The 22,422-nt window shown below is 67.6% G+C and carries 28 protein-coding genes; 12 read left to right on the top strand and 16 right to left on the bottom strand.

The window, feature by feature from the left end; genetic code table 11:
- Positions 1-5 precede the first annotated feature (5 nt).
- The 9 genes from glnL to AC07OY_RS04660 form a co-directional block, all read right to left on the bottom strand.
- Positions 6-1,103, bottom strand: a complete 1,098-nt coding sequence (gene glnL / locus AC07OY_RS04700) for a nitrogen regulation protein NR(II) (RefSeq protein WP_495041367.1) — start codon at positions 1,101-1,103, stop codon at positions 6-8.
- A gap of 26 nt (positions 1,104-1,129) precedes the next feature.
- Positions 1,130-1,627, bottom strand: a complete 498-nt coding sequence (locus AC07OY_RS04695) for a hypothetical protein (protein WP_495041366.1) — start codon at positions 1,625-1,627, stop codon at positions 1,130-1,132.
- A 99-nt stretch (positions 1,628-1,726) separates the two neighbouring features.
- Complete coding sequence (gene glnA / locus AC07OY_RS04690) at positions 1,727-3,142, bottom strand: type I glutamate--ammonia ligase (RefSeq protein ID WP_495041365.1); 1,416 nt, start codon at positions 3,140-3,142, stop codon at positions 1,727-1,729.
- A 165-nt stretch (positions 3,143-3,307) separates the two neighbouring features.
- Positions 3,308-4,099: a competence/damage-inducible protein A gene (locus AC07OY_RS04685; protein ID WP_495041364.1), complete on the bottom strand. Its 792-nt coding sequence runs from the start codon at positions 4,097-4,099 to the stop codon at positions 3,308-3,310.
- A gap of 4 nt (positions 4,100-4,103) precedes the next feature.
- The gene (locus AC07OY_RS04680; RefSeq protein ID WP_495041363.1) at positions 4,104-4,937 is read right to left on the bottom strand and encodes an EI24 domain-containing protein; all 834 of its coding nucleotides are present in this window, start codon (positions 4,935-4,937) and stop codon (positions 4,104-4,106) included.
- Positions 4,937-5,911, bottom strand: a complete 975-nt coding sequence (locus AC07OY_RS04675; protein WP_495041975.1) for a sterol desaturase family protein — start codon at positions 5,909-5,911, stop codon at positions 4,937-4,939. The genes AC07OY_RS04680 and AC07OY_RS04675 overlap by 1 nt, the downstream gene beginning before the upstream one ends.
- Positions 5,911-6,738: a polysaccharide deacetylase family protein gene (locus AC07OY_RS04670; RefSeq protein ID WP_495041362.1), complete on the bottom strand. Its 828-nt coding sequence runs from the start codon at positions 6,736-6,738 to the stop codon at positions 5,911-5,913. Before AC07OY_RS04670 ends, AC07OY_RS04675 begins: the two co-directional genes overlap by 1 nt.
- A gap of 141 nt (positions 6,739-6,879) precedes the next feature.
- Positions 6,880-7,863, bottom strand: coding sequence for a YncE family protein (locus AC07OY_RS04665; RefSeq protein ID WP_495041361.1), 984 nt, complete (start codon positions 7,861-7,863; stop codon positions 6,880-6,882).
- Between the two features lie 70 nt (positions 7,864-7,933).
- Positions 7,934-8,752, bottom strand: a complete 819-nt coding sequence (locus AC07OY_RS04660) for a TIGR00266 family protein (RefSeq protein ID WP_495041360.1) — start codon at positions 8,750-8,752, stop codon at positions 7,934-7,936.
- Between AC07OY_RS04660 and AC07OY_RS04655 the strand changes: the two genes are divergently transcribed.
- The 9 genes from AC07OY_RS04655 (at position 8,751) to ubiG (ending at position 13,290) form a co-directional block, all read left to right on the top strand.
- Positions 8,751-8,930 carry a hypothetical protein gene (locus tag AC07OY_RS04655; protein WP_495041359.1) on the top strand — a complete coding sequence of 60 codons (180 nt, stop codon included), beginning with the start codon at positions 8,751-8,753 and terminating at the stop codon, positions 8,928-8,930. The two genes, AC07OY_RS04660 and AC07OY_RS04655, sit on opposite strands and share 2 nt — an antisense overlap.
- Positions 8,931-8,978: 48 nt before the next feature.
- Complete coding sequence (locus AC07OY_RS04650) at positions 8,979-9,563, top strand: GbsR/MarR family transcriptional regulator (protein WP_495041358.1); 585 nt, start codon at positions 8,979-8,981, stop codon at positions 9,561-9,563.
- A 68-nt stretch (positions 9,564-9,631) separates the two neighbouring features.
- Positions 9,632-10,072: a thiol-disulfide oxidoreductase DCC family protein gene (locus AC07OY_RS04645; protein WP_495041357.1), complete on the top strand. Its 441-nt coding sequence runs from the start codon at positions 9,632-9,634 to the stop codon at positions 10,070-10,072.
- A gap of 21 nt (positions 10,073-10,093) precedes the next feature.
- Positions 10,094-10,477: a hypothetical protein gene (locus tag AC07OY_RS04640; RefSeq protein WP_495041356.1), complete on the top strand. Its 384-nt coding sequence runs from the start codon at positions 10,094-10,096 to the stop codon at positions 10,475-10,477.
- A gap of 4 nt (positions 10,478-10,481) precedes the next feature.
- The gene (locus tag AC07OY_RS04635; protein ID WP_495041355.1) at positions 10,482-11,297 is read left to right on the top strand and encodes a sugar nucleotide-binding protein; all 816 of its coding nucleotides are present in this window, start codon (positions 10,482-10,484) and stop codon (positions 11,295-11,297) included.
- Positions 11,294-11,656 (top strand): DoxX-like family protein, encoded by a 363-nt coding sequence (locus tag AC07OY_RS04630; RefSeq protein ID WP_495041354.1) that lies wholly within the window; start codon positions 11,294-11,296, stop codon positions 11,654-11,656. The genes AC07OY_RS04635 and AC07OY_RS04630 overlap by 4 nt, the downstream gene beginning before the upstream one ends.
- The gene (locus tag AC07OY_RS04625) at positions 11,653-12,132 is read left to right on the top strand and encodes a DUF2269 family protein (protein WP_495041353.1); all 480 of its coding nucleotides are present in this window, start codon (positions 11,653-11,655) and stop codon (positions 12,130-12,132) included. The genes AC07OY_RS04630 and AC07OY_RS04625 overlap by 4 nt, the downstream gene beginning before the upstream one ends.
- Before the next feature lie 19 nt (positions 12,133-12,151).
- Positions 12,152-12,562 (top strand): thiol-disulfide oxidoreductase DCC family protein, encoded by a 411-nt coding sequence (locus AC07OY_RS04620; protein WP_495041352.1) that lies wholly within the window; start codon positions 12,152-12,154, stop codon positions 12,560-12,562.
- A 23-nt stretch (positions 12,563-12,585) separates the two neighbouring features.
- Positions 12,586-13,290, top strand: a complete 705-nt coding sequence (gene ubiG, locus AC07OY_RS04615; protein WP_495041351.1) for a bifunctional 2-polyprenyl-6-hydroxyphenol methylase/3-demethylubiquinol 3-O-methyltransferase UbiG — start codon at positions 12,586-12,588, stop codon at positions 13,288-13,290.
- A gap of 32 nt (positions 13,291-13,322) precedes the next feature.
- On the opposite strand, the gene AC07OY_RS04610 is transcribed toward ubiG, so the two are convergent.
- The 4 genes from AC07OY_RS04610 to phaC all read right to left on the bottom strand — a co-directional run bounded on the left by AC07OY_RS04610 (position 13,323) and on the right by phaC (position 19,112).
- Entirely contained in the window at positions 13,323-15,263 is a 1,941-nt protein-coding gene (locus tag AC07OY_RS04610) for a methyl-accepting chemotaxis protein (RefSeq protein WP_495041350.1), read from the bottom strand.
- A 204-nt stretch (positions 15,264-15,467) separates the two neighbouring features.
- Positions 15,468-16,205 (bottom strand): acetoacetyl-CoA reductase, encoded by a 738-nt coding sequence (gene phbB / locus AC07OY_RS04605; RefSeq protein WP_495041349.1) that lies wholly within the window; start codon positions 16,203-16,205, stop codon positions 15,468-15,470.
- 31 nt (positions 16,206-16,236) lie between these two features.
- Positions 16,237-17,421, bottom strand: a complete 1,185-nt coding sequence (locus AC07OY_RS04600) for an acetyl-CoA C-acetyltransferase (RefSeq protein ID WP_495041348.1) — start codon at positions 17,419-17,421, stop codon at positions 16,237-16,239.
- A 14-nt stretch (positions 17,422-17,435) separates the two neighbouring features.
- Positions 17,436-19,112: a class I poly(R)-hydroxyalkanoic acid synthase gene (phaC, locus tag AC07OY_RS04595; protein ID WP_495041347.1), complete on the bottom strand. Its 1,677-nt coding sequence runs from the start codon at positions 19,110-19,112 to the stop codon at positions 17,436-17,438.
- A 111-nt stretch (positions 19,113-19,223) separates the two neighbouring features.
- Here phaC and AC07OY_RS04590 point away from each other — a divergent pair, with 111 nt between their 5' ends.
- Entirely contained in the window at positions 19,224-19,493 is a 270-nt protein-coding gene (locus AC07OY_RS04590; protein WP_495041346.1) for a hypothetical protein, read from the top strand.
- On the opposite strand, the gene pgeF is transcribed toward AC07OY_RS04590, so the two are convergent.
- Both pgeF and maiA read right to left on the bottom strand, forming a co-directional pair.
- A complete protein-coding gene (gene pgeF, locus AC07OY_RS04585; RefSeq protein ID WP_495041345.1) occupies positions 19,410-20,144 on the bottom strand; it encodes a peptidoglycan editing factor PgeF in 735 nt (244 codons plus the stop codon). The two genes, AC07OY_RS04590 and pgeF, sit on opposite strands and share 84 nt — an antisense overlap.
- Positions 20,134-20,769: a maleylacetoacetate isomerase gene (gene maiA / locus AC07OY_RS04580; protein WP_495041344.1), complete on the bottom strand. Its 636-nt coding sequence runs from the start codon at positions 20,767-20,769 to the stop codon at positions 20,134-20,136. The genes pgeF and maiA overlap by 11 nt, the downstream gene beginning before the upstream one ends.
- Positions 20,770-20,801: 32 nt before the next feature.
- On the opposite strand from maiA, the gene AC07OY_RS04575 reads away from it, so the two are divergent.
- The gene (locus AC07OY_RS04575) at positions 20,802-21,356 is read left to right on the top strand and encodes an NUDIX hydrolase (RefSeq protein ID WP_495041343.1); all 555 of its coding nucleotides are present in this window, start codon (positions 20,802-20,804) and stop codon (positions 21,354-21,356) included.
- A 68-nt stretch (positions 21,357-21,424) separates the two neighbouring features.
- The gene (locus tag AC07OY_RS04570) at positions 21,425-22,195 is read left to right on the top strand and encodes a substrate-binding periplasmic protein (protein WP_495041342.1); all 771 of its coding nucleotides are present in this window, start codon (positions 21,425-21,427) and stop codon (positions 22,193-22,195) included.
- Here AC07OY_RS04570 and AC07OY_RS04565 read toward each other — a convergent pair.
- Positions 22,192-22,383 (bottom strand): hypothetical protein, encoded by a 192-nt coding sequence (locus tag AC07OY_RS04565; RefSeq protein WP_495041341.1) that lies wholly within the window; start codon positions 22,381-22,383, stop codon positions 22,192-22,194. The genes AC07OY_RS04570 and AC07OY_RS04565 overlap by 4 nt on opposite strands.
- Between the last annotated feature and the right edge of the window lie 39 nt (positions 22,384-22,422).

Genomic DNA, 22,422 nt, shown 5'->3' with positions numbered 1-22,422 from the left:
TGGCGTCAAGGCAGGGGCAGCGTGATTCGGAAATTCGTCAGGCCTGGCTCGCTCTCGCAATCGATCATCCCCTGGTGCTGTTGGGCGATCGTCTGCGCGAGCGTGAGTCCGAGTCCCGAGCCGCCCTCCCGCCCTGAGACCAGGGGAAAGAAGATGCGATCCCGGATCTCGGCGGGGACGCCGGGACCGTTGTCCTCGATATGCAATTCCAATGCCAAGCGCCAGCGCTGCTTGCCGATGGTGACCTGGCGGGAGACGCGGGTGCGCAGCACGATCTGGGCGTCGCCGGCCGCCATGCGCGAACCCAGCACCTGGGCGGCGTTCTGCACGATGTTCAACACCATCTGGATCAGCTGCTCGCGGTCGCCGCGGAAGTCGGGCAGCGAGGTGTCGTAGTCGCGCGGGATGATGAGGCCCTTGGGGTGCTCGATGAGCACCAGGGCCCGCACCCGCTCGCAGATCTCGTGGATGTTGACGTCGCCGACGACATGGGCGCGGCGGTGCGGGGCCAGCAGGCGGTCGACCAGGCTTTGCAGCCGGTCCACCTCATGGACGATGACCTGGGTGTATTCGGTCAGCTCGGCCTGGCCGGTCTGCAGCTCCAGCGCCAGCAGCTGGGCCGCGCCGCGGATGCCGCCCAGCGGGTTCTTGATCTCGTGGGCCAGGTTGCGCGTCAGCTCCTTGGTGGCCTGGACCTGGTCGAGGCTGCGCTCGTCGCGGTCCTGGCGGGCCTGCTGGGCGATCTCGATGAGCTCGACGAGGACGCGCGGCTCGCCGTCGTCGCCGGCGTCCATCTGCGACACGATGACGTGCACCGGCAGTCCGTCCTCATGGGCCCAGGCGCCGCGGCGCAGCAGGGCATCGAAGCGGCTGCTGGAATAGTGGTTGGCAGCCACGCCGGCCAGGGTCTCGAGCAGGCGCTGGGCGTCGTCGAACCAGTCGGACAGCTGGGCCTTCTGCACCGTGCGGCGCGACAGGCGCATGCCGTTCTCGAAGGCCGCATTGGCGAACAGGCATTCGCCGTCGGCACGGGCGACGACGACCATGGTCGCCAGCAGGTCCAGGCCGGCGAACTCGGCCGGCAGCAAGGGGGTATCAGTCATGGCGCACACCGGCGCCAGGCCGATGTTCAGGAGGGGAGTTTGGCGATCTCGCGCTTGAGCGCCTGGATGTCGGCCTCGTGGCGGGCGATGCTGTCCTTGAGCTCGGCCATGCGGTCCAGATACTTCTGGTAGTTGCGCTCGTCGCCGCGGCGTTCGCCCTGGCCGTTGTTGAATTCCTTCTGGGCGGCGGCGAGGCGCTCCTCGGCGGCGCGCAGTTCGGTCTGCAGCACGCGGCGGCGTTCGTCGTCGCGCACGCGCTGCTGGCCGGCATCGATGCGGCTCTCAGCACCGCGCTGCCCCTCGGCCACCGGCGGGGCCGTCGTGCTGGGCGCGCGCGGCTTGGGCGACTGCAGCACGGTGATGGGCGTGCCTTCGATGGTGCGGCAGCCCTTCTCGTGGGCTTCCTTGGCGGACAGCGCGTCGGTGTAGAGCACCGGCGGGCCGGGGCAGCGGTAGACCGTGCCCTGGGCTTGCGCACCCAGGCTGGCCAGGACGAGCAGCGGTGCCAGCAATCGATTCAGCATGGCGGGATTGTGGCTCAGCGCGGGCAATGAAAAAGGGGCCGCGCCAGCGGCCCCCTTGCGTGGGGATGACACAGGCAGCGGAAGTGCTGCCCATGGCCATCACAGCGCGTAGTACATGTCGAACTCGACCGGGTGGGTCGCCATGCGGAAGCGCGTCACTTCCTGCATCTTCAGCTCGATGTAGGCATCGATGTAGCTGTCGGTGAACACGCCGCCCTTGGTCAGGAAGGCACGGTCCTTGTCCAGATAGTCCAGGGCCTGGTCCAGGCTGTGGCAGACGGTCGGGATCTTCGCGTCTTCTTCCGGCGGCAGGTGGTAGAGGTCCTTGGTGGCGGCTTCGCCCGGGTGGATCTTGTTTTCCACGCCGTCCAGGCCAGCCATCAGCAGGGCCGAGAAGGCCAGGTAGGGGTTGGCGGAAGGATCGGGGAAGCGCGCTTCGATGCGGCGGCCCTTGGGGTTGCCGACATACGGAATGCGGATCGAGGCCGAGCGGTTCTTGGCCGAGTAGGCCAGCTTGACCGGGGCTTCGAAGCCAGGCACCAGGCGCTTGTACGAGTTCGTGCCGGGGTTGGTGATGGCGTTCAGGGCACGGGCGTGCTTGATGATGCCGCCGATGTAGTACAGGGCGAACTCGCTCAGGCCGGCGTAGCCGTCACCGGCGAACAGGTTCTTGCCGTCCTTCCAGACGGACTGGTGAACGTGCATGCCGCTGCCGTTGTCGCCCACCAGAGGCTTGGGCATGAAGGTCGCGGTCTTGCCATAGGCGTGGGCGACGTTCTGGATGATGTACTTCTGCAGTTGCAGCCAGTCGGCGCGCTGGACCAGCGAGCTGAACTTGGTGCCGATTTCCATCTGGCCGGCGTTCGCCACTTCGTGGTGGTGCACTTCGACCGGGATGCCCATCTGTTCGAGGATCAGGCACATCTCCGAGCGCATGTCCTGGCCGCTGTCGACCGGGGGCACGGGGAAGTAGCCGCCCTTGACGGTGGGACGGTAGCCGCTGTTGCCGTGCTCGTACTCCTTGGAGGAGTTCCAGGCGCCTTCTTCGGACTCGATCTTGAAGAACGAGCCGGACATCTCGTTGCCCCAGCGCACGCTGTCGAAGATGAAGAACTCGGGTTCCGGACCGAAATAAGCCGTGTCGCCCAGGCCGGAGGCCTTCAGATAAGCCTCGGCGCGCTTGGCCAGCGAACGCGGGTCGCGCTCATAGGCCTTGCCGTCGGCGGGGTCGACCACGTCGCAGGACAGGATCAGCGTCGGCTCTTCGAAGAAGGGGTCGATGTTGGCCGTGTTCGGATCGGGCATCAGCAGCATGTCCGAGGCTTCAATGCCCTTCCAGCCGGCGATCGAGGAACCGTCGAAGGCGTGACCCGACGTGAACTTGTCTTCATCGAAATGGGAGACGGGCACGGAGACGTGCTGCTCCTTGCCACGGGTGTCGGTGAAGCGGAAATCAACGAACTTGATTTCGTTGTCCTTCACCATGCTCATCACATCGGCGACGGTCTTGGCCATCAAAAGCTCCTAGCGGGATCGATCAGGGGTGGGTTGCCGCCGCCGACGCACACGCGCCTGCGGCCACGGGGGTATTCAAAGCAGATTGCATGCCAGATGCACCGACATGGGTTGCTGCCCGGCAGCGCCGGGCATTATGTGGCGACCCCGGTTACGGAGCGAGAACTATCGCACCAGCTCAGTGCTGATTGATGCACCAAACTGGATCACGCCCCGTTTGAGGGCGTCGTAGGCCGACGAGAGGAGTTCTGCCTCTCCCTTCACCCCGAGCTCGATGCAGCGGCCCCACTGCGGGTGGTCGACGCTCGGCAGGCTGAACACCTTGATGCCGGTGAAATCGGTCTCGATGGCTTCCATCAGCGGCGTCAGGCTGGCTTCCATGGCGCCCTGCACGATCAGCGAGCGCTCGATGACACCGACCGTGCGGTGCAGCTGCGGGTAGCGGTCCAGCACCCAGGCCATCATCGGATGGGCCATGACGGGGAAGCCGGGCACGAAGTGCACGTTGCCGACGTAGAAGCCCGGGATCTTGTTGAAGGGGTTGGGCACGATGCCGGCGCCTTCGGGGAAGACGCCCATCTCGAAGCGGCGCAGGCTGTCGGGCTCGTCGATGGTGACCGTCTTGCCCTGCTCGGCGGCCATCTGCTGGATGCGCTGCCAGATCAGCTCCTGCGCCTCGGGGTGCAGTGCCAGCGGCCGGCCCAGGGCCATGGCGGCGGACTGGCGGGTGTGGTCGTCGGGCGTGGCGCCGATGCCGCCGCAGCTGACGACGAGGTCACCGCTGGCGAAAGCCTCGCGCAGGCGGCCGACCAGCAGCTCGCGGTCGTCGCCCAGGTACTGGGCCCAGGCCAGCTGCATGCCGCGCTGGGACAGCAGCTCGATGAACTTGGCCAGATGCGAGTCCTGGCGTTTGCCGGACAGGATCTCGTCGCCAATGATGATCAGTCCAACTTGCATGCGTTCAACCCTCTATGAGGACGGCCGACTCGGCCACCGGTTCCGCTGCCCTGCGCGCCTGCAGGGCGGCCAGCGCGTAATGTGTGAACCAAGCCGTGGAGAAGGCGAACACCAGCGTGTAGAGCCAGATCGCCAGCAGCACGACGAAGGGCGCAAAGATGATGGCCGTCACGCCCGCCACGGCCCAGATCAGCGAAGGCAAGGCGCCGAGATAGCCGCAGACCACGCCCATGGTCAGCATGGGAATGCGATGCTCCTTCAGCAGCGCGCTGCGCTCCTCGGACGAGGCATGGTCGGCCAGCACGTCGAAGCCGAAGACGCGGTAGGTCAGCCAGCCCCAGATCAAGGGCGGCAGCACCATGATCAGCGGCGGGATCAGCCACAGCGGCATCGACAGGATGAGCAGCACCAGGGCGATCAGCGTTGCCCCCAGCGAGGCCGCGACGCTCTGCACCAAGGTGCCGCCGCGCTTCTTCTCCAGCAGCGGGAAGCGGCGCTGGCCGACAAGGCGGACGATGGCCGGCGTCATCAGCAGCGCGACGAGCAGCAAGGAGAAAAGGATGACGACGGGCAACAGGCCCGCCAGCACGACCATGCCGGTCAGCACGGTGCGGAAGGACTGCAGGCCGAAGCTGTCCAGCCATTGCAGCAGGCTCTCGATGAGACGCCAGCTCTCCAGCGTCGCGCGCACGGCGGCGTTGGCGTCCTCCCAGAAGAACAGCATGAAGCCGAATGCCAGCGAGCCGCAGATCAGCAGCGGCAGCAGCGACAGCCCGATCACGCGCGGGTGCAGGCAGTAGGCGGCGGCGCGCCAGAAGGAGTCGACGAGACCTTGCATCAAGCAGTTTTCCTGAAGGAGCCCAGCAGCCGGGTCAGCCCCAGCCATTGCTGATGCCAGAAGCCGCGTCCGTAGTCGCGGCCGCCCTCGTCGGGCAGCTGGTCGCGCACGCCGGTGGCATCGAATCGGTTCTCGAAATTGGCCGTGCGAAACAGCAGGTCCCAGACCGGCAGCAACACGCCGAAGTTGTGCCCGCCCAGGGTGCCACGGCCGCCGGATTCATGGCCGATGCCGATGCTGTGGTGCAGGCGGTGAAAGCGCGGGCTGACCAGCAGCCGCTCGCCGATCATGCCGAAGCCGACGCGCGCATTGGCGTGCTGCAGGCTCTCGTGCAGCTGGGTGATGACGGTGATGGCGACGAACTGGCCGGGCCCCACGCCGATCAGGCGGGCCAGCAGCGCGAAGGCTGTGCCCAGGATGATGTCGTCCAGCAGGTGGTTGCGGTTGTCGCTCCACATCGTCATCTGGCGCTGGCTGTGGTGCAGGCTGTGCAGGGCCCACCACCAGTTGAAGTGGTGCTGGGCGCGGTGCAGCCAGTAGCCGGCGAAGTCGAAGACGACCAGGTAGAGAGCCAGGCTGACCCAGGCGATGTCGGTCACGCCCGGCCACAGGCCATCGAGCTGCCAGGTCGACAGGCCGGCCAGGCGCAGCTCGCCGGCCGCGGCGTCCCACAGCGGGTCGATGGTGAAGAACATCGCCAGGCGCACCAGGCCGAGCTTGTGGATCAGCGTGTACAGCACATCCACGCGCACGGCGGCATGGTCCGTGACCGGCTCGACGGGCCAGCGGCGCTCCAGGATGCCGATGCCCAGCAGGATGACGGCGATCTGGATCAGGCCGAGCAGCAGCCAGCCCGTCGCATCGAAGGCGTCCTCCAGCAGATTGCCGAAACCCAGACCGAACACCACCGGCTGCACGACGGACTCATAGAGCCACAGCTGCAGGCTGTCGAAGGTGTTGGAGATCCAGTCGATCACGGCTTGCGGGCGTAGGTCTTGGGCTCGGCCTTCAGGGCGACCTTGGTTTCAGGAGTCTTGAACAGGCTGGCATAGCGCGGGTGTTCGCGCAGCGGTGCAAAGCATAGGCCCCGCTGCTCCAGCCCGGTCAGCAGCGGCTCCAGCACCGCCGGCGCCCAGGGGTCCTGGCGCTCCCAGATGCCGAGGTGGGCAAGCAGGATGTCGCCGGGCTTGATGTCACGCAGCGCCTTCTCCAGCAGCGCGGCATTGGGGTTGCTCTGGCTGGGCAGCTCGTCGCCCAGGAAGCCGGCGCGGCTCCAGCCCACATGCGTGAAGCCACAGGCCTTGGCGGCGTGCAGCAGGGCCGTCGACGAGCGGCCGGCGGGCGCGCGGAAGATGGGCCCCAACGGCTTGCCCGTCATGGCCTTGAAGCGCTCGCCGACCTTCTTCAGGCTTTCGCAATACTGCTCACCGGTGAGTTCACGCACCACGGGCGGGTTGACGCCAGCCTGGGTGCGGAACTTGAAGCGCGTGACCTTGCCCTCGGCATCCGGCACATCCTCCATGAAGATGTCGTGGTCCCAGGTATGGGAGCCGAAATCATGGCCCTCGGCCGCACGCTCGCGCCACCAGGGCGCCCAGGTCTCGTCCAGCGTCGTGCCGCCGGTCAGCGTCGGCTCGCTGGCGAGGAAGAAGGTTGCACGGGCGTTGTGCTTCTTCAGCGTCTCGGCGATCAGCGGCGCAACACCCATGTGGCCGGTGTCGAAGGTGAGATAGACCGGCTTGTCGCAAGACGGCTGCGCCGTGGCCGCGGTGGCCACAAACGCCAGGATCCAGGCTTTCATGTCAACTTCTCTTCTCGGGCCGTGCGCCGGGCCGCTCCCAAGCCGGCCCGCTATGGCGATGTGCTTGCCGGTCGATCCGGCAAGCATCGCCGTCCCCGCGGGGGACCGGCCAAGGTAATCCTTGGACGAGGGGCACCATGTCTATAGGCGCGGCTGATGATCCAGCGTCCAGATGCCATGCGGCGACTTGCCGACCTTCACCTGCTTCACGACCTTGCGTGTCGTGGTGTCGATCTGCGTGACCTTGCCGACCCAGCGCGAGGTGACCAGCAGGGTCTTGCCGTCGGTCAGCAGCTCCATGTCGTCAGGGCCCGCCGGCGCCGGGTACTGGTCGACGACGGCCAGCGTCGTCAGGTCGATCTTGCTGATGGTGTTGGCCGCGCGGTTGCTGACCAGCACATGGCGCTTGTCGCCCCAGGCGCGGAAGGAGTGGGCGCCGGCGCCGGTCAGGATGCGCTTGGCGAGCTTGGGCGTGGGGCCGCTGACGTCCCAGACTTCGACGACCTTGTCGCCCGTCAGGCCGATGAGGATGAAGCGGTCGTCCGGCGTCAGGTAGATGTCGGCCGGCATCTTGCCAACAGCCTGCTTCCACTTGATGTTCTGCGTCCCCAGATCGATGGCCAGCAGTTCGTCGCTGTCCTGCAGGCTGGCGTAGAGCGTCGTGCTCTTGGAGTCGATGTTCAGGTGGCTGGGCGTCTTGGGCGCGGGAATGCGCTTGACCAGCTGCAGCGGCTCGGTGGCCACGCTGCCCTGCCAGCGGTAGAGGTCGACGCGGTCCAGCCGGTTGGAGGCGGCGACGAACCACTTCATGTCCGGCGAGAAGCGCAGGTGGTAGGGGTCGGGGATGCCGCGCACGACGCGCTGGACCTCGGCCGTGCGCGGGTCGATGAAGGTCAGCGAGTCGCCCAGGGCATTGGCGACGATGAGGGACTTCTCATCCGGCGACAGATAGAGGTGGTGAGGCTCCTTGCCCGTCGGGATGCGCTTGACGACGGTGAAGCTGACGGGGTCGACGACGGAGATGTCGGCGTCCAGGGAATTGAGCACGAAGACCGGCGGGCGGCCATTGGCCTGGGCCAGCCCCGCCAGCAGCATCAGGAGCGCGAACGCGCTGCGACGAAACATTCAGGAGTCCTTGCAAAGCAAAAAGGGCGGCAGTCGCCGCCCTCCACAACGCCGCAGTTTACCGGGGCGCTCAGTCGTCGCTGCCACCCAGGATGCCGCCCAGCAGGCCGCCACCGGCAAAACCACCGAGAACGGAACCCTCTTCGCGGCCACCGCCGCCGGTCTGGGGCGCGGCCGCGAAGATGCGCGAGGCCAGGCGCGAGAAGGGCAGGCTCTGCAGCCAGACCTCGCCCGGGCCGGTCATCTTGGCCAGGAACAGGCCCTCGCCGCCGAACAGCGCCGTCTTGATCTTGCCGACGTACTGGATCTCGAAGTTCACGTTGGGCGTGTAGGCCACCACGCAGCCGGTATCGACGAACAGCGTCTGGCCGGGCTGCAGCGTGCGGCGCACGACGGTGCCGCCGGCATGCACGAAGGCCAGGCCGTCGCCCTCGAGCTTCTGCATGATGAAGCCCTCGCCGCCGAAGAAGCCGGTCGACAGCTTCTGCTGCAGGGCGATGCCCAGCGAAACGCCGCGCGCCGCGCACAGGAAGGCGTCCTTCTGGCAGATCAGCGTGCCGCCGAGCTGGCTCAGGTCCATCGGCAGGATCTTGCCGGGGTAAGGCGCGGCAAAAGCCACGCGCAGCTTGCCCGCACCCTGGTTGGTGTAGATCGTGGTGAACAGCGATTCGCCGGTGATCAGGCGCTTGCCGGCACCCAGCAGCTTGCCGAAGAAGCCGCCGCCCTGGTTGGCCGAGCCGTCACCGAACACCGTGTCCATGTTGATGCCGGCGTCCATGAACATCATGGAACCGGCCTCGCCGATCGCCGCCTCGCCGGGGTCCAGTTCGACCTCGACGAACTGCATCTCGGCACCCTTGATCTCGTAATCGACTACATCCATGCCCATGCTCATACTCCTGGCAGAAAAATCCGGCGCGGATCATAGTGAAGTCGCGAGTCACCTGGATGAGAGCCCGCGATGCAGGCGCCCGCCCGAGCAGGTGCTGGACGGCCGCATCCAGGCCTTCAGCACTCTCGGCCAGGGCAGCCGCTTCGTCATCGATCTGCCGCTGGCCGCACCCTGAAGTCATTTCTCTGTTGACAGAAATTACAGACGGCGTACGCTTGGCGCCATGGAACTCACCGACATCGCGCGCCGCTTCATCGTCCACTGGGGCGAGATGGGCTCCAACTGGGGCGTCAACCGCAGCGTCGCCCAGATCCACGCCCTGCTCTTCGTGCACGGCCAGCCCCTGCATGCCGAGGACATCGCCGACACCCTGGTGCTGGCCCGCTCCAACATCAGCAGCAGCCTGAAGGAGCTGCTGAACTGGCGGCTGATCCGCGTGACCCATGTGCTTGGCGACCGGCGCGACTACTACGAGACCTCGGGCGACGTCTGGGAGCTGTTCCGCACCATCGTGCGCGAGCGCAAGGAGCGCGAGTTCGACCCCACCGTCGCGCTGCTGCGCGAGCTGTCGCGTGATCCCGGCCTGGACAAGGAATCGCCGGCCCTGCAGGACCGCCTGCGCTCCACGCTGGACTTCATGCAGACCCTGGGCAGCTGGAGCGACGAGATGCTGCGCCTGTCGCCGGCCACGCTGGAGAAGATCCTGCGTCTGGGCGCCCAGGTGCAGCGCTTCGTCAGGCCAGCAGATGCCGCCGAAGCCACGGCCAGCATCTTCCCCGTCACGCCGCCCATGCCTCCGATGGGATGACAAGTAGCGGCCTCCCGTCGAGGCCTATTTTTTGCCCACAAATTTCACTTTTGACAGAAATAACAGCCATGAATGCCAGCACGCCCCTTGTTCCCACCGTCTACTTCGATGGCGCCTGCCCGCTGTGCCACGGTGAGATGACGCTGCTGATGGCCCGCAACGGCGCCGGCCGGCTGGACTTCATCGACATCAGCCAGCCCGGCTTCGATCCGGCGCCGCTGGGCGCCAGCCTGGACGCGATGCTGGAGCTCATCCATGTGCGCCAACCGGACGGCAGCTGGCTCATCGGCATCCCGGCCTTCGAGCTCATCTACGCGGCGACCGGCTTCGACACCGTCGCCCGCTGGCTGAGCCGGCCCTGGGTGGCCCGCATCGCGGCGCGCGCCTACCCCTGGGTGGTGCGCCACCGCTACCGCCTGCCCCACGCGCTGGTGGATGGCTTCCTGCGCCTGCAGGACCGCTCCCACCCCACCGGCTGCAGCGCCGACGGCGTCTGCCGCACCCACTGAATCAACCCCAAGGAGAGTGTCATGACCGAACTGAATTTTTCCCTGACCCTGCTCATCGCCGTCCTCGGCCCGGTGCTGGCCATCGGCTATCTGCAGCCCATCCTGCTGGTGGTGCTGGACTCGCTGTGCGTCGAGCCCCTGCCCGGCAAGGTCGGCGCGCATTTCTGGGTGCGCAGCGCCTATGTGCTGGCCATCGCCGGCACCCTGGTGCTGGCCCTGACCTTCGGTGACATCCATGGCAGCACGCTGGACGCCGTGCACCGCGCGCTCTGGCTGACGGCGGCGGGCTGCTTCGCCAGCATCGCCATCATCACGCGCCGCGTCTGGGCGCCAGTGCAGCAGAAACTGGCCAAGCCTGCGCCGCTCTTCACCCCTGCCGCAACGGCAGTCAGTGCTTCGAGGTGATGCCATGAAGATCCTCGTCGTCGGCGCGGGTGGCTTCGTCGGCCGCCACCTCGTCTCGGCCCTGGCCGCCGCGGGCCATCAGGCCGTTCGGGCCGACCTCCAGCCCGTCGACTGCTGGGATATGCGCGAAGCCTGGGAAACCCAGCTCAAGGGCGTGGAAGGCGTCGTCTATGCCGCCGGCTCCCTGCGCGACCAGGCCGGCGGCGTGACCGACCTGCTGGACCTGATGCACCACCGCGCCCCCGCCGCCCTGGCCGACGCGTGTGAAGCACTCGGCATCACACGGCTCGTGCATGTGTCGGCCCTGTGCGGTGGCGTCAGCGCCTATGCACGCAGCAAGCAGGCGGGGGAGATCGCGCTCGCCGGTCGCGCCTGCATCGTGCGGCCCAGCCTCATCATCGGGGTGGGCGGCATCAGCAGCCGCCTGCTGGACCGGCTGAGCCGCCTGCCCTGGCTGCCCCTGCCAGTCGCCGTCGCCCGCTGCCGCGTGCAGCCCATCCGCGTCGAAGACCTGGCCGCCGGCATCGTCGCGGCCCTGGCGTCTCCCCAGGCGGCCGCATGGACCGCCGTCGGCCCCGAAGCCGCCACGGTCGCCGAGTGGATTGCACGCCGCCGGGTCGCGCGCGGCCTGAGCCCGGCCCGCCAGGTCGAACTGCCCGACGCGCTGACGCGTGTCTCGGCACGTCTGGGTGACCTCATCCCTCTCGGCCCCTGGTGCAGCACAGCCCTGGACCTGCTGGCCCACGACAGTGCCGAGCCCATCGAAGCCTCGCCGCTGGGTCGGCCGCTGCGCAGCGCGATGGAAGGAGCCTGGGCATGACGCCACCCAGATTCACGCTCGCCCGCGCCAGCCTCTTGCTGCTGTGGTGGGGCACCGTGGCTGCCAGCCTGCATGACGGCGGCGCGGCCGGCGTCGAGCTGCTGCGCAAGGCCGCAGGCATCGACCTCGGCATGGCCCTGGCCGTCGTACTGCTGGGCAGTGCCTGGGACGCCGCCATCGGCCTGCTGATGCTGCTGCGGCCCGGCCCCCTCGCCTATCGACTCGCGACGGCCGGCGTCATCGCCATGACGGGCGTGGCCACCGTGCTGCTGCCCGCCCTCTGGCTCGATCCGCTGGCGCCCTTGCTGAAGAACCTGGCCGTGCTGGCCCTGCTGGACCAGGAGGCAGGCCGCACATGAACAGCTATCTGCTCGTCAAGACCCTGCACATCGTGTCCAGCGTGCTGCTCGTCGGCACCGGATTCGGTACGGCCTTCTACCTCTTCTTCGCCAACCGCAGCGCCAGCCTCGAGGCCCGCGCCGTCGTCGCCCGCCTGGTCGTGCGCGCCGACCTCTGGTTCACCACGCCGGCCGTCGTCGTGCAGCCGCTCAGCGGCATCTGGCTGGCCCACACAGCCGGCTGGCCAGTCCCGACCACACCCTGGCTGCTGGCCTCGGTGCTGCTCTATCTGATGGCCGGGGCCTGCTGGCTGCCGGTGCTGTGGCTGCAGCTGAAGATGGCCCGCGAGGTCGAGGCCGCGCTGTCACAGCGCCGGCCGCTGTCAGCGCAATACCGGCGTTGGCAGCGCGCCTGGGAATGGCTGGGCTGCCCTGCTTTCGCGGCCATGCTGGCGGTGTTCTTTCTGATGGTGAACAAGCCGGCGCTGTGGGTCTAGACCCTTCCTGGGAGCTCTCATGTCCACCACCCCGCTTGACCCCGAACGCCCCGTCACCAACACGGAGCCCCGGCCGCACACCGTCTACTACAACAGCGCCTGTCCCGTCTGCGATGCAGGCGTGTGCGCGATGCGCAAGCGCATTGCCGAGGCTGAAGTCGAATGGGTGGACGTGCACCGCAACCCGGAGCGCCTCGGCGCACTCGGGCTTGACCTGGAAGACGTCCGCGAACAGCTGCATCTCGTCGACCCGCAAGGTCGCCTGCAGATCGGAGCGCCCGCGCTGGTCACGACCTGGTCACTGCAGCCGCGCTGGGGCTGGCTGCTTTGGCCGCTGACATGGCCCGGCCTGCGGACCGTTGCCTCCTGGGCCTATGCCGCATTCGCGCGCCAGCTCTATCGCTGGAACCGTCGCCGGGGCCACTGGTGATCCATTCAAGCAAGGAGGACAGGATGAGCAGGCACAACAACTTTGATGCTGCAGAGCTGGACAAGTTCCAGGCACTGGCTTCGCGCTGGTGGGATCCGGGGTCAGAGTTCTGGCCTTTGCACGCGATCAACCCGCACCGGCTTGAATGGATAGATCGATGGGCAGGACTGGCGGGCAAGCAGGCACTGGACGTCGGCTGCGGTGGCGGCATCCTGGCCGAGGCCATGGCGCATCGCGGCGCCCAAGTGCTTGGCATCGACCTCGCCGACAAGGCACTGAAGGTGGCCACGCTCCATGCGGCCCAGAGCGGGGCTTCGGTAGCCTATCGCCACATTTCGGCGGAAGACCTGGCGGTCGAAGCACCCGGCACGTTCGACGTGGTGACCTGCATGGAGATGCTTGAACACGTACCGGATCCGGCCCAGATCGTGTCAGCCTGCTCGGCCGTCCTGAAACCGGGCGGCTGGGTGTTCTTCTCGACGATCAACCGATCACCCCTCAGCTGGCTGATCGCCATCCTTGGCGCGGAGCACGTCCTGAGGATCCTGCCCCGCGGCACACATGAGTTCTCCAAGTTCATACGGCCTGCAGAGCTGAAGGCCATGGCGACTGCGGCCGGCCTGGTGCTGTGCGATGAGAAGGGCCTTCGCTACCACCCGATCAGCAAGACCTTCAGGCTTGGCAATTGGATGGGCGTGAACTACCTGCTGGCGATGCAGAAGGTCTAGCGCGGCAGAGGCGGGCCGCCAGCCCGGACGGCTCAGGCCGTCGCCACGCGGAACCTCGCCGCCGCATCGCGCAGCTGGCCGGCGCGGTCCTCCAGCATCGTCGCCGATGCCGCCGTCTGCTCGACAAGGGCGGCGTTCTGCTGCGTCGTCGAATCGACCTCGCGGATGGCCGCGGCAAGCTGGCGGATCTGGTCGGCCTGGGAGGAGGACTGGCTGCTGATGTCGCCGACGATGGCGGCGACGCGCTGGATGGCCTGCACGATCTCGCCCATGGAGCCGCCGGCCTGGGCCACATAGGCCTCGCCCTGGTGGACGGTCTCGATGGAGGAGTTGATCAGCGTCTTGATCTCGCGCGCGGCCTCGGCCGAGCGTTGCGCCAGCGACCGCACCTCGCCCGCGACGACCGCGAAGCCGCGGCCCTGCTCGCCGGCACGCGCGGCTTCCACCGCGGCATTCAGCGCCAGGATATTGGTCTGGAAGGCGATGGAGTCGATGACCTGGATGATGTCGCCGATCTTGCGCGAGCTGGCGGTGATCTCCTCCATGGAGCTCACGGCGCGCTGCACGATGGCGCCGCCGCGTCCGGCCAGGTCGGCCGCGCCCTGCACGAGGTCGTGGGCCTCGCGGGCGCTGCTCATGTTGTGGTCGACGGTCTGCTCCAGCATGCCGGTGCTGGCGCTGGTCTGCTCGACGACCGAGGCCATGGCATTGCCGCGGGCCGACAGGTCCTGGTTGGCGCCCGAGATCTGCGTGGCGGAACTGGAGATGTGCTCCGCACCGGCGCGCACCTCGTGCACCAGGCCGCTCAGGCGCCGCATGGCTTCGCGCAGCGCATTCGTGGTCAGCACGACCTCGTCGCGGCCGTCCAGGGCCGGCGTTTCGCTGAGGTCGCCGGCGCCGAGGGCCTCGATGCGGCGGCCCAGGGCCGCGCAGGTGCTGCGCGAGGCCAGGTAATAGCTCACCAGCGCATAGACGGCGATGGTGACGAAGGCGATGGCCAGCACCATGGCCGTCCACAGCTCACGCGTCAGGCGATCGACGCGCAGGGTGACGAGCTCGGCCAGCCTGGCTTCGGCGGCGCGCTCCAGCTTGTCGGTGGCGGCGATCTGCACCGTGCCAAGCGCGAACCACTCGGCGGCATCGACCTTGGGCGCCTCGCCCAGCACAAAGCCCTGGGCGAACTTCTCGCGGAAGTCCTTGCGGACGCGCTCAGGCAACTGCAGGTCCAGGCCCTTGACGGCCTCGGGGTTGGCCAGGGCCACCCGGTTCAGCGCGCCGGTCAGGCGCGTCAGGTATTCCTCGGCCAGCGTGTCGGACTGGTGCAGGCGCTGCAGCACGCCATAGGGCGGCGTGCCGAGCTGAGCCGAGGCGGCACCCAGGGCGCGCATGCGGCCGATGGCGTCGCGCAGGCGCGGCAGCGCATCGGTGACGCTCAGCATCAGGTAGTAGGTGTCGGCATCGGGGTCCAGGGCCAGGTTGGACTCGGACGAGGCCTGCTCGACCAGGGCCTGCACCGAGTCCGTCAGCGCGAAGCTGGCCAGCACGACTGGTTCGGGTTCTGCGGCGCCCAGAGCGACCAGGGCCTGGGCCCTGGCTCGCGTCGTGGCCAGGCCAGCGGCGAGCTTGAGCGGGTCCTGCGCGGCGGCGATGTGCTTCTGCAGCGCGTCGGCCTGGGCATTGAACTTGGCCAGGGCCTCATCGCGCCGGGGCTCGGCGCCGGGCGTCTTGGCACTCAACCCGATGGAGGTGCCGCGCAGCACCATGGCCGCGTTCAGCAGGGCGCTGACCTCACGCACCTGGGCGACGCCGACCAGTTCCTTGGCGGAGAAGTCGCGGGCATCGCGGCGGTCACCCGCCAGCGAGGCCAGCAGATAGACCAGCGGAATCGCGAAGCACAGGCAGACGATGAGGAATTTGTGCGCCATGGGTAGGCGGCGCATCAGCCTCACGGCGGGCAGAAAGACGATATTCATTCGACGCATCCCTGTAGCTAATGCGCCAGTTGGACGGCGCATCGTCAGGAATGTAGTCAGGCCAAGCCCCTGATTCAGGGGACAAATTCACAAGCCCGCCTCGGCTGGCCGCCTTGTGTGGAATTGTTGCCATGACGCCCCAATCCAGTGCGCACAAGAAAAAGCCGGCGCAAGGCCGGCTCTTGTTGGGGCGCGCGTGCGGCCTTAACCCATGTGCATGCCGCCGTTGCACGAGAAGTCCGCACCGGTCGAGAAGCCCGAATCCTCGCTGGCCAGCCAGGCGACGATGGAGCCGATCTCCTCGGGCGTGCCCAGGCGCTTGACGGGAATCGTCGCGACGATCTTCTCCAGCACCTCGGGCTTGATGGCGCGGACCATGTCGGTGCCGATATAGCCGGGGCTGACGGTGTTGACCGTCACGCCCTTGGAGGCCAGTTCCTGCGCCAGCGCCATCGTGAAGCCGTGCATGCCAGCCTTGGCGGCGGAGTAGTTGGTCTGGCCGGCCTGGCCCTTCTCGCCATTGACGGAGCTGATCTGCACGATACGGCCCCAGCCCTTTTCCACCATGCCCGGCACCACCTGCTTGGTGACGTTGAACATGCTGTTGAGGTTGGTGTCGATGACGGCGTGCCAGTCGTCCGGCGTCATCTTCAGGAACATGCGGTCCTTGGTGATGCCGGCGTTGTTGACCAGCACGTCGATGGCGCCATGCTCACCGATGGCCTTCTGGAAAGCCTCGACGGTCGAGTCCCAGTCGGCGACGTTGCCGACCGAGGCGTGGAAGCTGTAGCCCAGCGCCTTCTGCTCGTCGAGCCACTTCTGGTAGTCGCGGCTCGGTCCGCAACCGGCGATGACCTTGAAGCCTTCCTTGTGCAGGCGCTGGCAGATGGCGGTACCGATACCGCCCATGCCACCCGTGACGTAGGCAACTTTTTGGCTCATGGGATGTCTCCTGTTGTGGTGGGTGAGGGTATCAGCGCTCGACGGTCAGGGCGACGCCCATGCCGCCGCCGATGCAAAGGCTGGCGATGCCCTTCTTGGCGTCGCGCTTGACCATTTCATGCAGCAGCGTGACGAGGACGCGGCAGCCGCTGGCGCCGATGGGGTGGCCCAGCGCGATGGCGCCGCCATTGACGTTGACCTTGCTGAGGTCCCAGCCCATCTCGTTGTGCACGGCACAGGCCTGGGCCGCGAAGGCCTCGTTGATCTCGAGCAGGTCCAGGTCGGCGGGCTTCCAGCCGGCGCGCTCCAGGGCCTTCTTGGCGGCGGGCACGGGGCCCATGCCCATATAGGCGGGATCCAGGCCGGCCGACGCGTAGGAGGCGATGCGGGCCAGCGGCGTCAAGCCCAGGGCCGCGGCCTTGGCGGCGGTCATGACGACCACGCCGGCGGCACCGTCGTTCAGGCCCGAGGCGTTGCCGGCGGTCACGCTGCCGGCCTTGTCGAAGGCGGGGCGCAGGCCGGCCAGCACTTCGGCATTGCTCTTGCGGTTGATGAACTCGTCGGCGGCGAACACGATGGGGTCACCCTTCTTCTGCGCGATGCTGAAGGGGACGATCTCGTCCTTGAAACGGCCGGCGTCCTGCGCGGCTGCCGCCTTCTGCTGCGAACCCAGCGCCAGCGCATCCTGCTGCTCGCGGGTGATGCCGTACTTCTTGGCGATGTTCTCGGCCGTGATGCCCATGTGGTACTGGTTGTACACATCCCACAGGCCGTCAACGATCATGGTGTCGACCAGTTTCCAGTCGCCCATGCGCTGGCCGTCGCGCGAACCCGGCAGCACGTGGGGGCTGAGGCTCATGCTCTCCTGGCCGCCGGCGATGACGATGTCGCTGTCGCCGTCGCGGATGGCCTGTGCCGCCAGCATGACTGCCTTGAGGCCCGAGCCGCAGACCTTGTTGATGGTCATGGCCGGCACGGCATGCGGCAGGCCGGACTTGACGACGGACTGGCGGGCCGGGTTTTGGCCCACGCCGGCCGTCAGCACCTGGCCGAGGATGACCTCGTTGATCTGGTCACCGGCGAGACCCGTGCGGCGCAGCAGGTCCTGGATGACGGCCGCGCCCAGCTCGCTGGCGGGCGTCTTGGCGAGCGTGCCGCCGAACTTGCCGATGGCGGTGCGTGCCGCCGCGACGATGACGATGTCTTCCTTGCTCATGGCTTGTCTTCCTTTCAGGCTTTGACCTTGACGTACCGGCCCGGTGCCGGCTCGATGGATTTGTATTTGCGGTTGCCCGGCGTCTTGGACGCGGGCTTCTTGGCGCCGGCATGCGAGGCCAGCCAGATGGACCAGTCCGTCCACCAGCTGCCCGGGTGCTCGGTCGCGCTCTTGAACCAGGTCTCGGAATCGGCCGGCAGCGCATCGCTCTTGGCGATCCAGTGGCTGCGCTTGCCCTTGGCCGGCGGATTGATGACGCCCGCGATATGACCCGAGGCCCCCATCACGAAGCGCTTCTTGCCCTTCAGGATCTGCGTGCTGCGGTAGGCGGCCTGCCAGGGCACGATGTGATCCTCGCGCGAGCCGTAGATGTAGACCGGCGCTTGAATGGCGCCCAGGTCCAGCTTCTCGCCGCAGACCGTCAGCTTGCCCGGCTGCTTCAACTCGTTCTGCAGATAGGTGTGGCGCAGATACCAGCAGTACATCGGGCCCGGCAGATTGGTCGAGTCGCCGTTCCAATACAGCAGGTCGAAGGCCGGCGGGGCCTCGCCCTTCAGGTAGTTGCCGACGACATAGTTCCAGACCAGGTCGTTGGGGCGCAGGAAGCTGAAGGTGGTGGCCAGCTCCTGGCCATGCAGCAACTGCGGGCCCTTGGGCGACTCGGGGCCCAGCGTCGCCTCGCGCAGGCGCACCATGGCTTCGTCGACAAAGATGTCCAGGATGCCGTTGTCGGCGAAGTCCAGCAGCGTGGTCAGCAGCGTGACGCTGGCGGCCGGCTGCTCGCCGCGCGCGGCCAGCACGCCCAGCGCCGTGGCGAGGATGGTGCCGCCGACGCAGAAGCCCAGCGTGTTGATCTTGTCCTGGCCCGAAATCTCCTGCACGACGCGGATGGCCTCAATGGCACCCTGCTCGATGTAGTCGTCCCAGGTCAGCGCCTTGACCGATTCATCCGGGTTGCGCCAGCTGACGACGAAGACGCGGTGGCCTTCGCTCACGGCATAGCGGATCAGCGAGTTGTCCGGCTGCAGGTCCAGGATGTAGAACTTGTTGATGCAGGGCGGCACCAGCAGGAAGGGCCGCGCATGCACCTCGGCCGTCAGCGGCGCGTATTCGAGCAGCTGGAAAAGCTCGTTCTCGAAGACGACGCTGCCGGCCGTCGTGGCGACGTTCTTGCCGACCTCGAAAGCGCTCTCGTCAGTCTGCGACACATGGCCGCGCTGCACATCGCCCCACAGATGCTGCAGGCCACGCGACAGCGTTTCACCCTTGCTGTCCAGCGCCAGCTTCTGTGCTTCAGGATTGAGCGCCAGGAAGTTGCTGGGCGAGACGGCGTCGACAAACTGCTGCACGGCGAAGCGGATGCGCGCCTTGGTCTTGTCATCGGCCTCGACGGCCGAGGCCATCTTGCTCAGCGTCTGCCCATTGAGCAGATAGAGCTGGGTCATGAAGTTGGCGGCCGGATTGGAGCGCCATTCGGGCGCGGCGAAGCGGCGGTCGCCGATGGCCGGAGCCTCGCCCTGGCCCAGCGAGGTGTTCCACAGCGCCGTGGCCTGCTTCAGGTAGTCGGCCTGCAGTTCGGCCAGGGTGGCGGGCGAGATCTGCGGCAGATGCGCCATCTGCTGCATCAGGTCCGCAAACGCGGCCTGCCCCTCCATCGCGGGCGGCGCGTCGTTCTTCTTGCGTGTGGCCATGTCTTCCTCGGAGCTCCCGCCTCAGCGGTGTTGTCTCGATCCGTTGCAATAAGCTTGCCACATCTCGCCAAACCCATTTTTTAACCGCACGCTCTGACGTGCCAATGACACATGTATCTCGTTGCGATTGCCTGGGCCTATGTGGCGCTGATGATGGCTGCGGCCGAAGCGATCAGCCCCCAGGGTACGCTCTTCGGCGCCTTCGTCACGCTGATGCTTTATGGCGTCCTGCCTTTGGGCTTGTTGATGTACATCCTCGGCACGCCGGGCCGCAAGCGTCGGCGGCGTGCGGCCGAACTAGCGGCCACCCAAGGCGATGCAGGCGGCCATGCGGCCGCGGGGCCGGCCGAGGGCTTCGCCCCGGAACGAGAAGAAAAGTGAATCATCGGTCAGCGTGCACCACGAGCCGCCGCTGATTTGGGTGACATTGACCGCCGTCAATCTTTCGCGAGCCAGCAAGGGCAGGTCAGCGCGCCAGCGAGGCTGAGGATTCGGCCGGTACAGGAATCCCGGCTGATCGCGCTCGAGGGGCTCGCGGCCCAAGGCCTGAACCACTTCCGGCCCGACCTCGAAGGCCTCGGGGCCAATGCAGGCGCCCAGCCAGGCCTTCACCTGCTGCGGCTCGCAGCGGGCGGCCCTGCAAAGCTCGGCCACCGTGTTCTCCAGCACGCCGGCCGCCAGGCCCCGCCAGCCCGCATGCGCACCGGCCACGCCGCCGGGCGCCGTGAACAGCACGGGCAGGCAGTCGGCGACAACGATGGCCACCGCCAGCTCGGGATCGGTCGACACGGCGGCGTCCGCCTTGGGCGCGTTGTCGTCATGCCAGTCGCTCTGCAGGCGCACGACATCGGCGCCATGGACCTGGTCCAGAAAGACGGGCCGCGCGCCCAGCAGTTCGGCAACGCGTGCACGGTTGGCCTTGACCTCTTCGGGGTCGCCGGCCTTGCGGCCGAGATTGATGCCGCGCGTCGTCATGAAGGCCGTCACCTCGGGCCAGTCAGGCCGCAGCCAGTTCGAGGGATCAAGCGGCATCGGGACAGGCGCTCGGGTGGGTGCTGGCAAAAGCCGGCAGGGCCAGGCAGGCGGCGTTGATGCGCATCACCGTCGGGTAGTCGTCCAGCGGGCATTCGAAGCGCTGGGCGTTGTAGATCTGGGGCACGAGGACGCAGTCGGCCAGGCCCGGCGTGTCGCCAAAGCAGAACTGGCCGGCGCTCGCCGCCAGCCGCTTCTCGACGATGGCCAGACCGGTCGCCACCCAGTGGCGGTACCAGCGGTCCACGGCGGCCTGTTCCTGGCCGAGGTCGTGCTTCAGATAGCGCAGCACCCGCAGGTTGTTGATGGGGTGGATGTCGCAAGCTATGTCCTGGGCCAGCGCCCTCACCAGCGCCCGCGCGAGAGCGCCCTGGGGCAGCAGCGGCGGCTCGGGGTGGGTCTCGTCCAGGTACTCCAGGATGGCCATGGACTGGCTCAGCCACTGGCCGTCGTCCAGCTCCAGGGCTGGCACGAGGTGGGAAGGCTGCTGCTCGGCGAAGCTGCCGCTGGACTGCTCGTTCTTGACCAGATGGATGGGGGCGTAGTCGTAGTCCAGGCCCTTGAGCGCCAGCGCGATGCGCACCCGCCACGAGGCTGACGAACGAAAGTAGTTGTAGAGCTTCATGCCTGTCATTCTGCTCGTCCTAAACTGGCCGCATGCCCTTCCCCAGTCCGCTCCGCTACTGCCCCAGTTGCGGCACCGCCGTCGAGTACCGCATCCCCGCCGACGACAACCGCGAGCGCGCGGTCTGCCCGGGCTGCGGCGCCATCCACTACCAGAACCCGCTGAACGTGGTCGGCACCCTGCCGGTCTGGGAAGAAGACGGCCGCGTGCTGCTGTGCCGCCGCGCCATCGAGCCCCGCCACGGCCTGTGGACGCTGCCGGCCGGCTTCATGGAGCTGAACGAGACGACGGCCGAGGGCGCCTGGCGCGAGACCCGCGAGGAAGCCGGCGCCGAGATCGAGATGGGGCCGCTGTACACCGTGCTGAATGTCGTGCGCGTCGGCCAGATCCACCTCTTCTACCGCGCCCGCCTGCTGTCGCCCCATTTCGATCCGGGGCCGGAATCACTGGAAGCCCGTCTCTTCAGCGAGGACGAGATTCCCTGGGACGAGATCGCCTTCAAGACCACGCGCGAGACCCTGCGCTGCTTCTTCGAGGACCGCCGCAGCGACGGCGGCTTCGCGCTGCACGAGATCGACATCCCCTGATCCCGGCATCTTGATCCCCAGGCGGGGGACGCGCATCATCGATACCGTCTCCAGCGGAGGGATGAGCCATGTCGACACGACGCGTGTGGTGCAAGGCAGGACTGGGTTGGATGGCGGGCCTGGGGCTGGCGAGCCCGGCCCAGGCGACGCCGCTGCGCGCGGTGGGCTCGCAGTTCGCGCGCATCTTCGAGGGCGCCGAGGGCCAGCCGCCCAAAGGCCTGGCCGTCGAGCTGCTGGCCATGCTGTTCGGCGACAACGTGCGCTGCGAGTGGGTGCCGTGGTCGCGCGCCCAGCTGATGATCGAGCAGGGCGAGGCCGACATCCTCATCGGCCCCTACCGCACGCCGGAGCGCGAGGCCCGCATGCTGTTCAGCGTGCGCTCCTTCTACTCGGACGCCATGGTCTGGTATGCCCGCCGCGGCGAGGAAGGGCGCTGGACGGGCGAGTTCGGCGACCTCGCGCAGACGCCCGTGGCCGCCGTGCGCGGCTGGGCCTATGGCAGCCGCTTCGAGCGCATGAAGACCTCGCTGGCCCAGCTGACCTGGGTGCAGAACGTCGAGTCGGGCCTGCAGATGCTGGGCAAGCGCCGCGTCGAGCTGTTCGCGGCCAATGACCGCAATTGCACGCCGGTGCTGCAGCGGCTGGACCTGGCCAGCGCCATCGCGCGCTGCTCGCCGCCCATGGACGTGCTGCACGGCCATATGGCCTTCGCGCGCAGCGCCAGCGGCGAGAGCCTGTCGCAGCGCTACGACCAGGCTTTCGAGCAATGGCTGCGCACCGGCTCGGCGGCCGAGCTCTACCGGCGCTGGGGCGTGGACCGCCCCGTGACCGCCGCCTAGCGCCCGCCGAGCACGCGCGCCGGCAGCATGACGATGGCGCGCAGCAGCCCGAAGGCGCCATCGACGGCGATGCCCAGCAGCCTGAAGGGCAGCGTGATCAGCCAGACCAGGGGCCACAGCAGCAGGGCCAGCAAAGCCAGCGGCCAGCAGATCACGAACAGGATGCACCAGAGCAGGAAGCCGAACATCGCAGAACTCCGTATATCAATTGCATTGCGGGCCGAGCG

This window comes from Roseateles sp. GW821-FHT09H10, from assembly GCF_059415865.1.
This window is presented reverse-complemented; position numbering and strand designations above follow the sequence as displayed.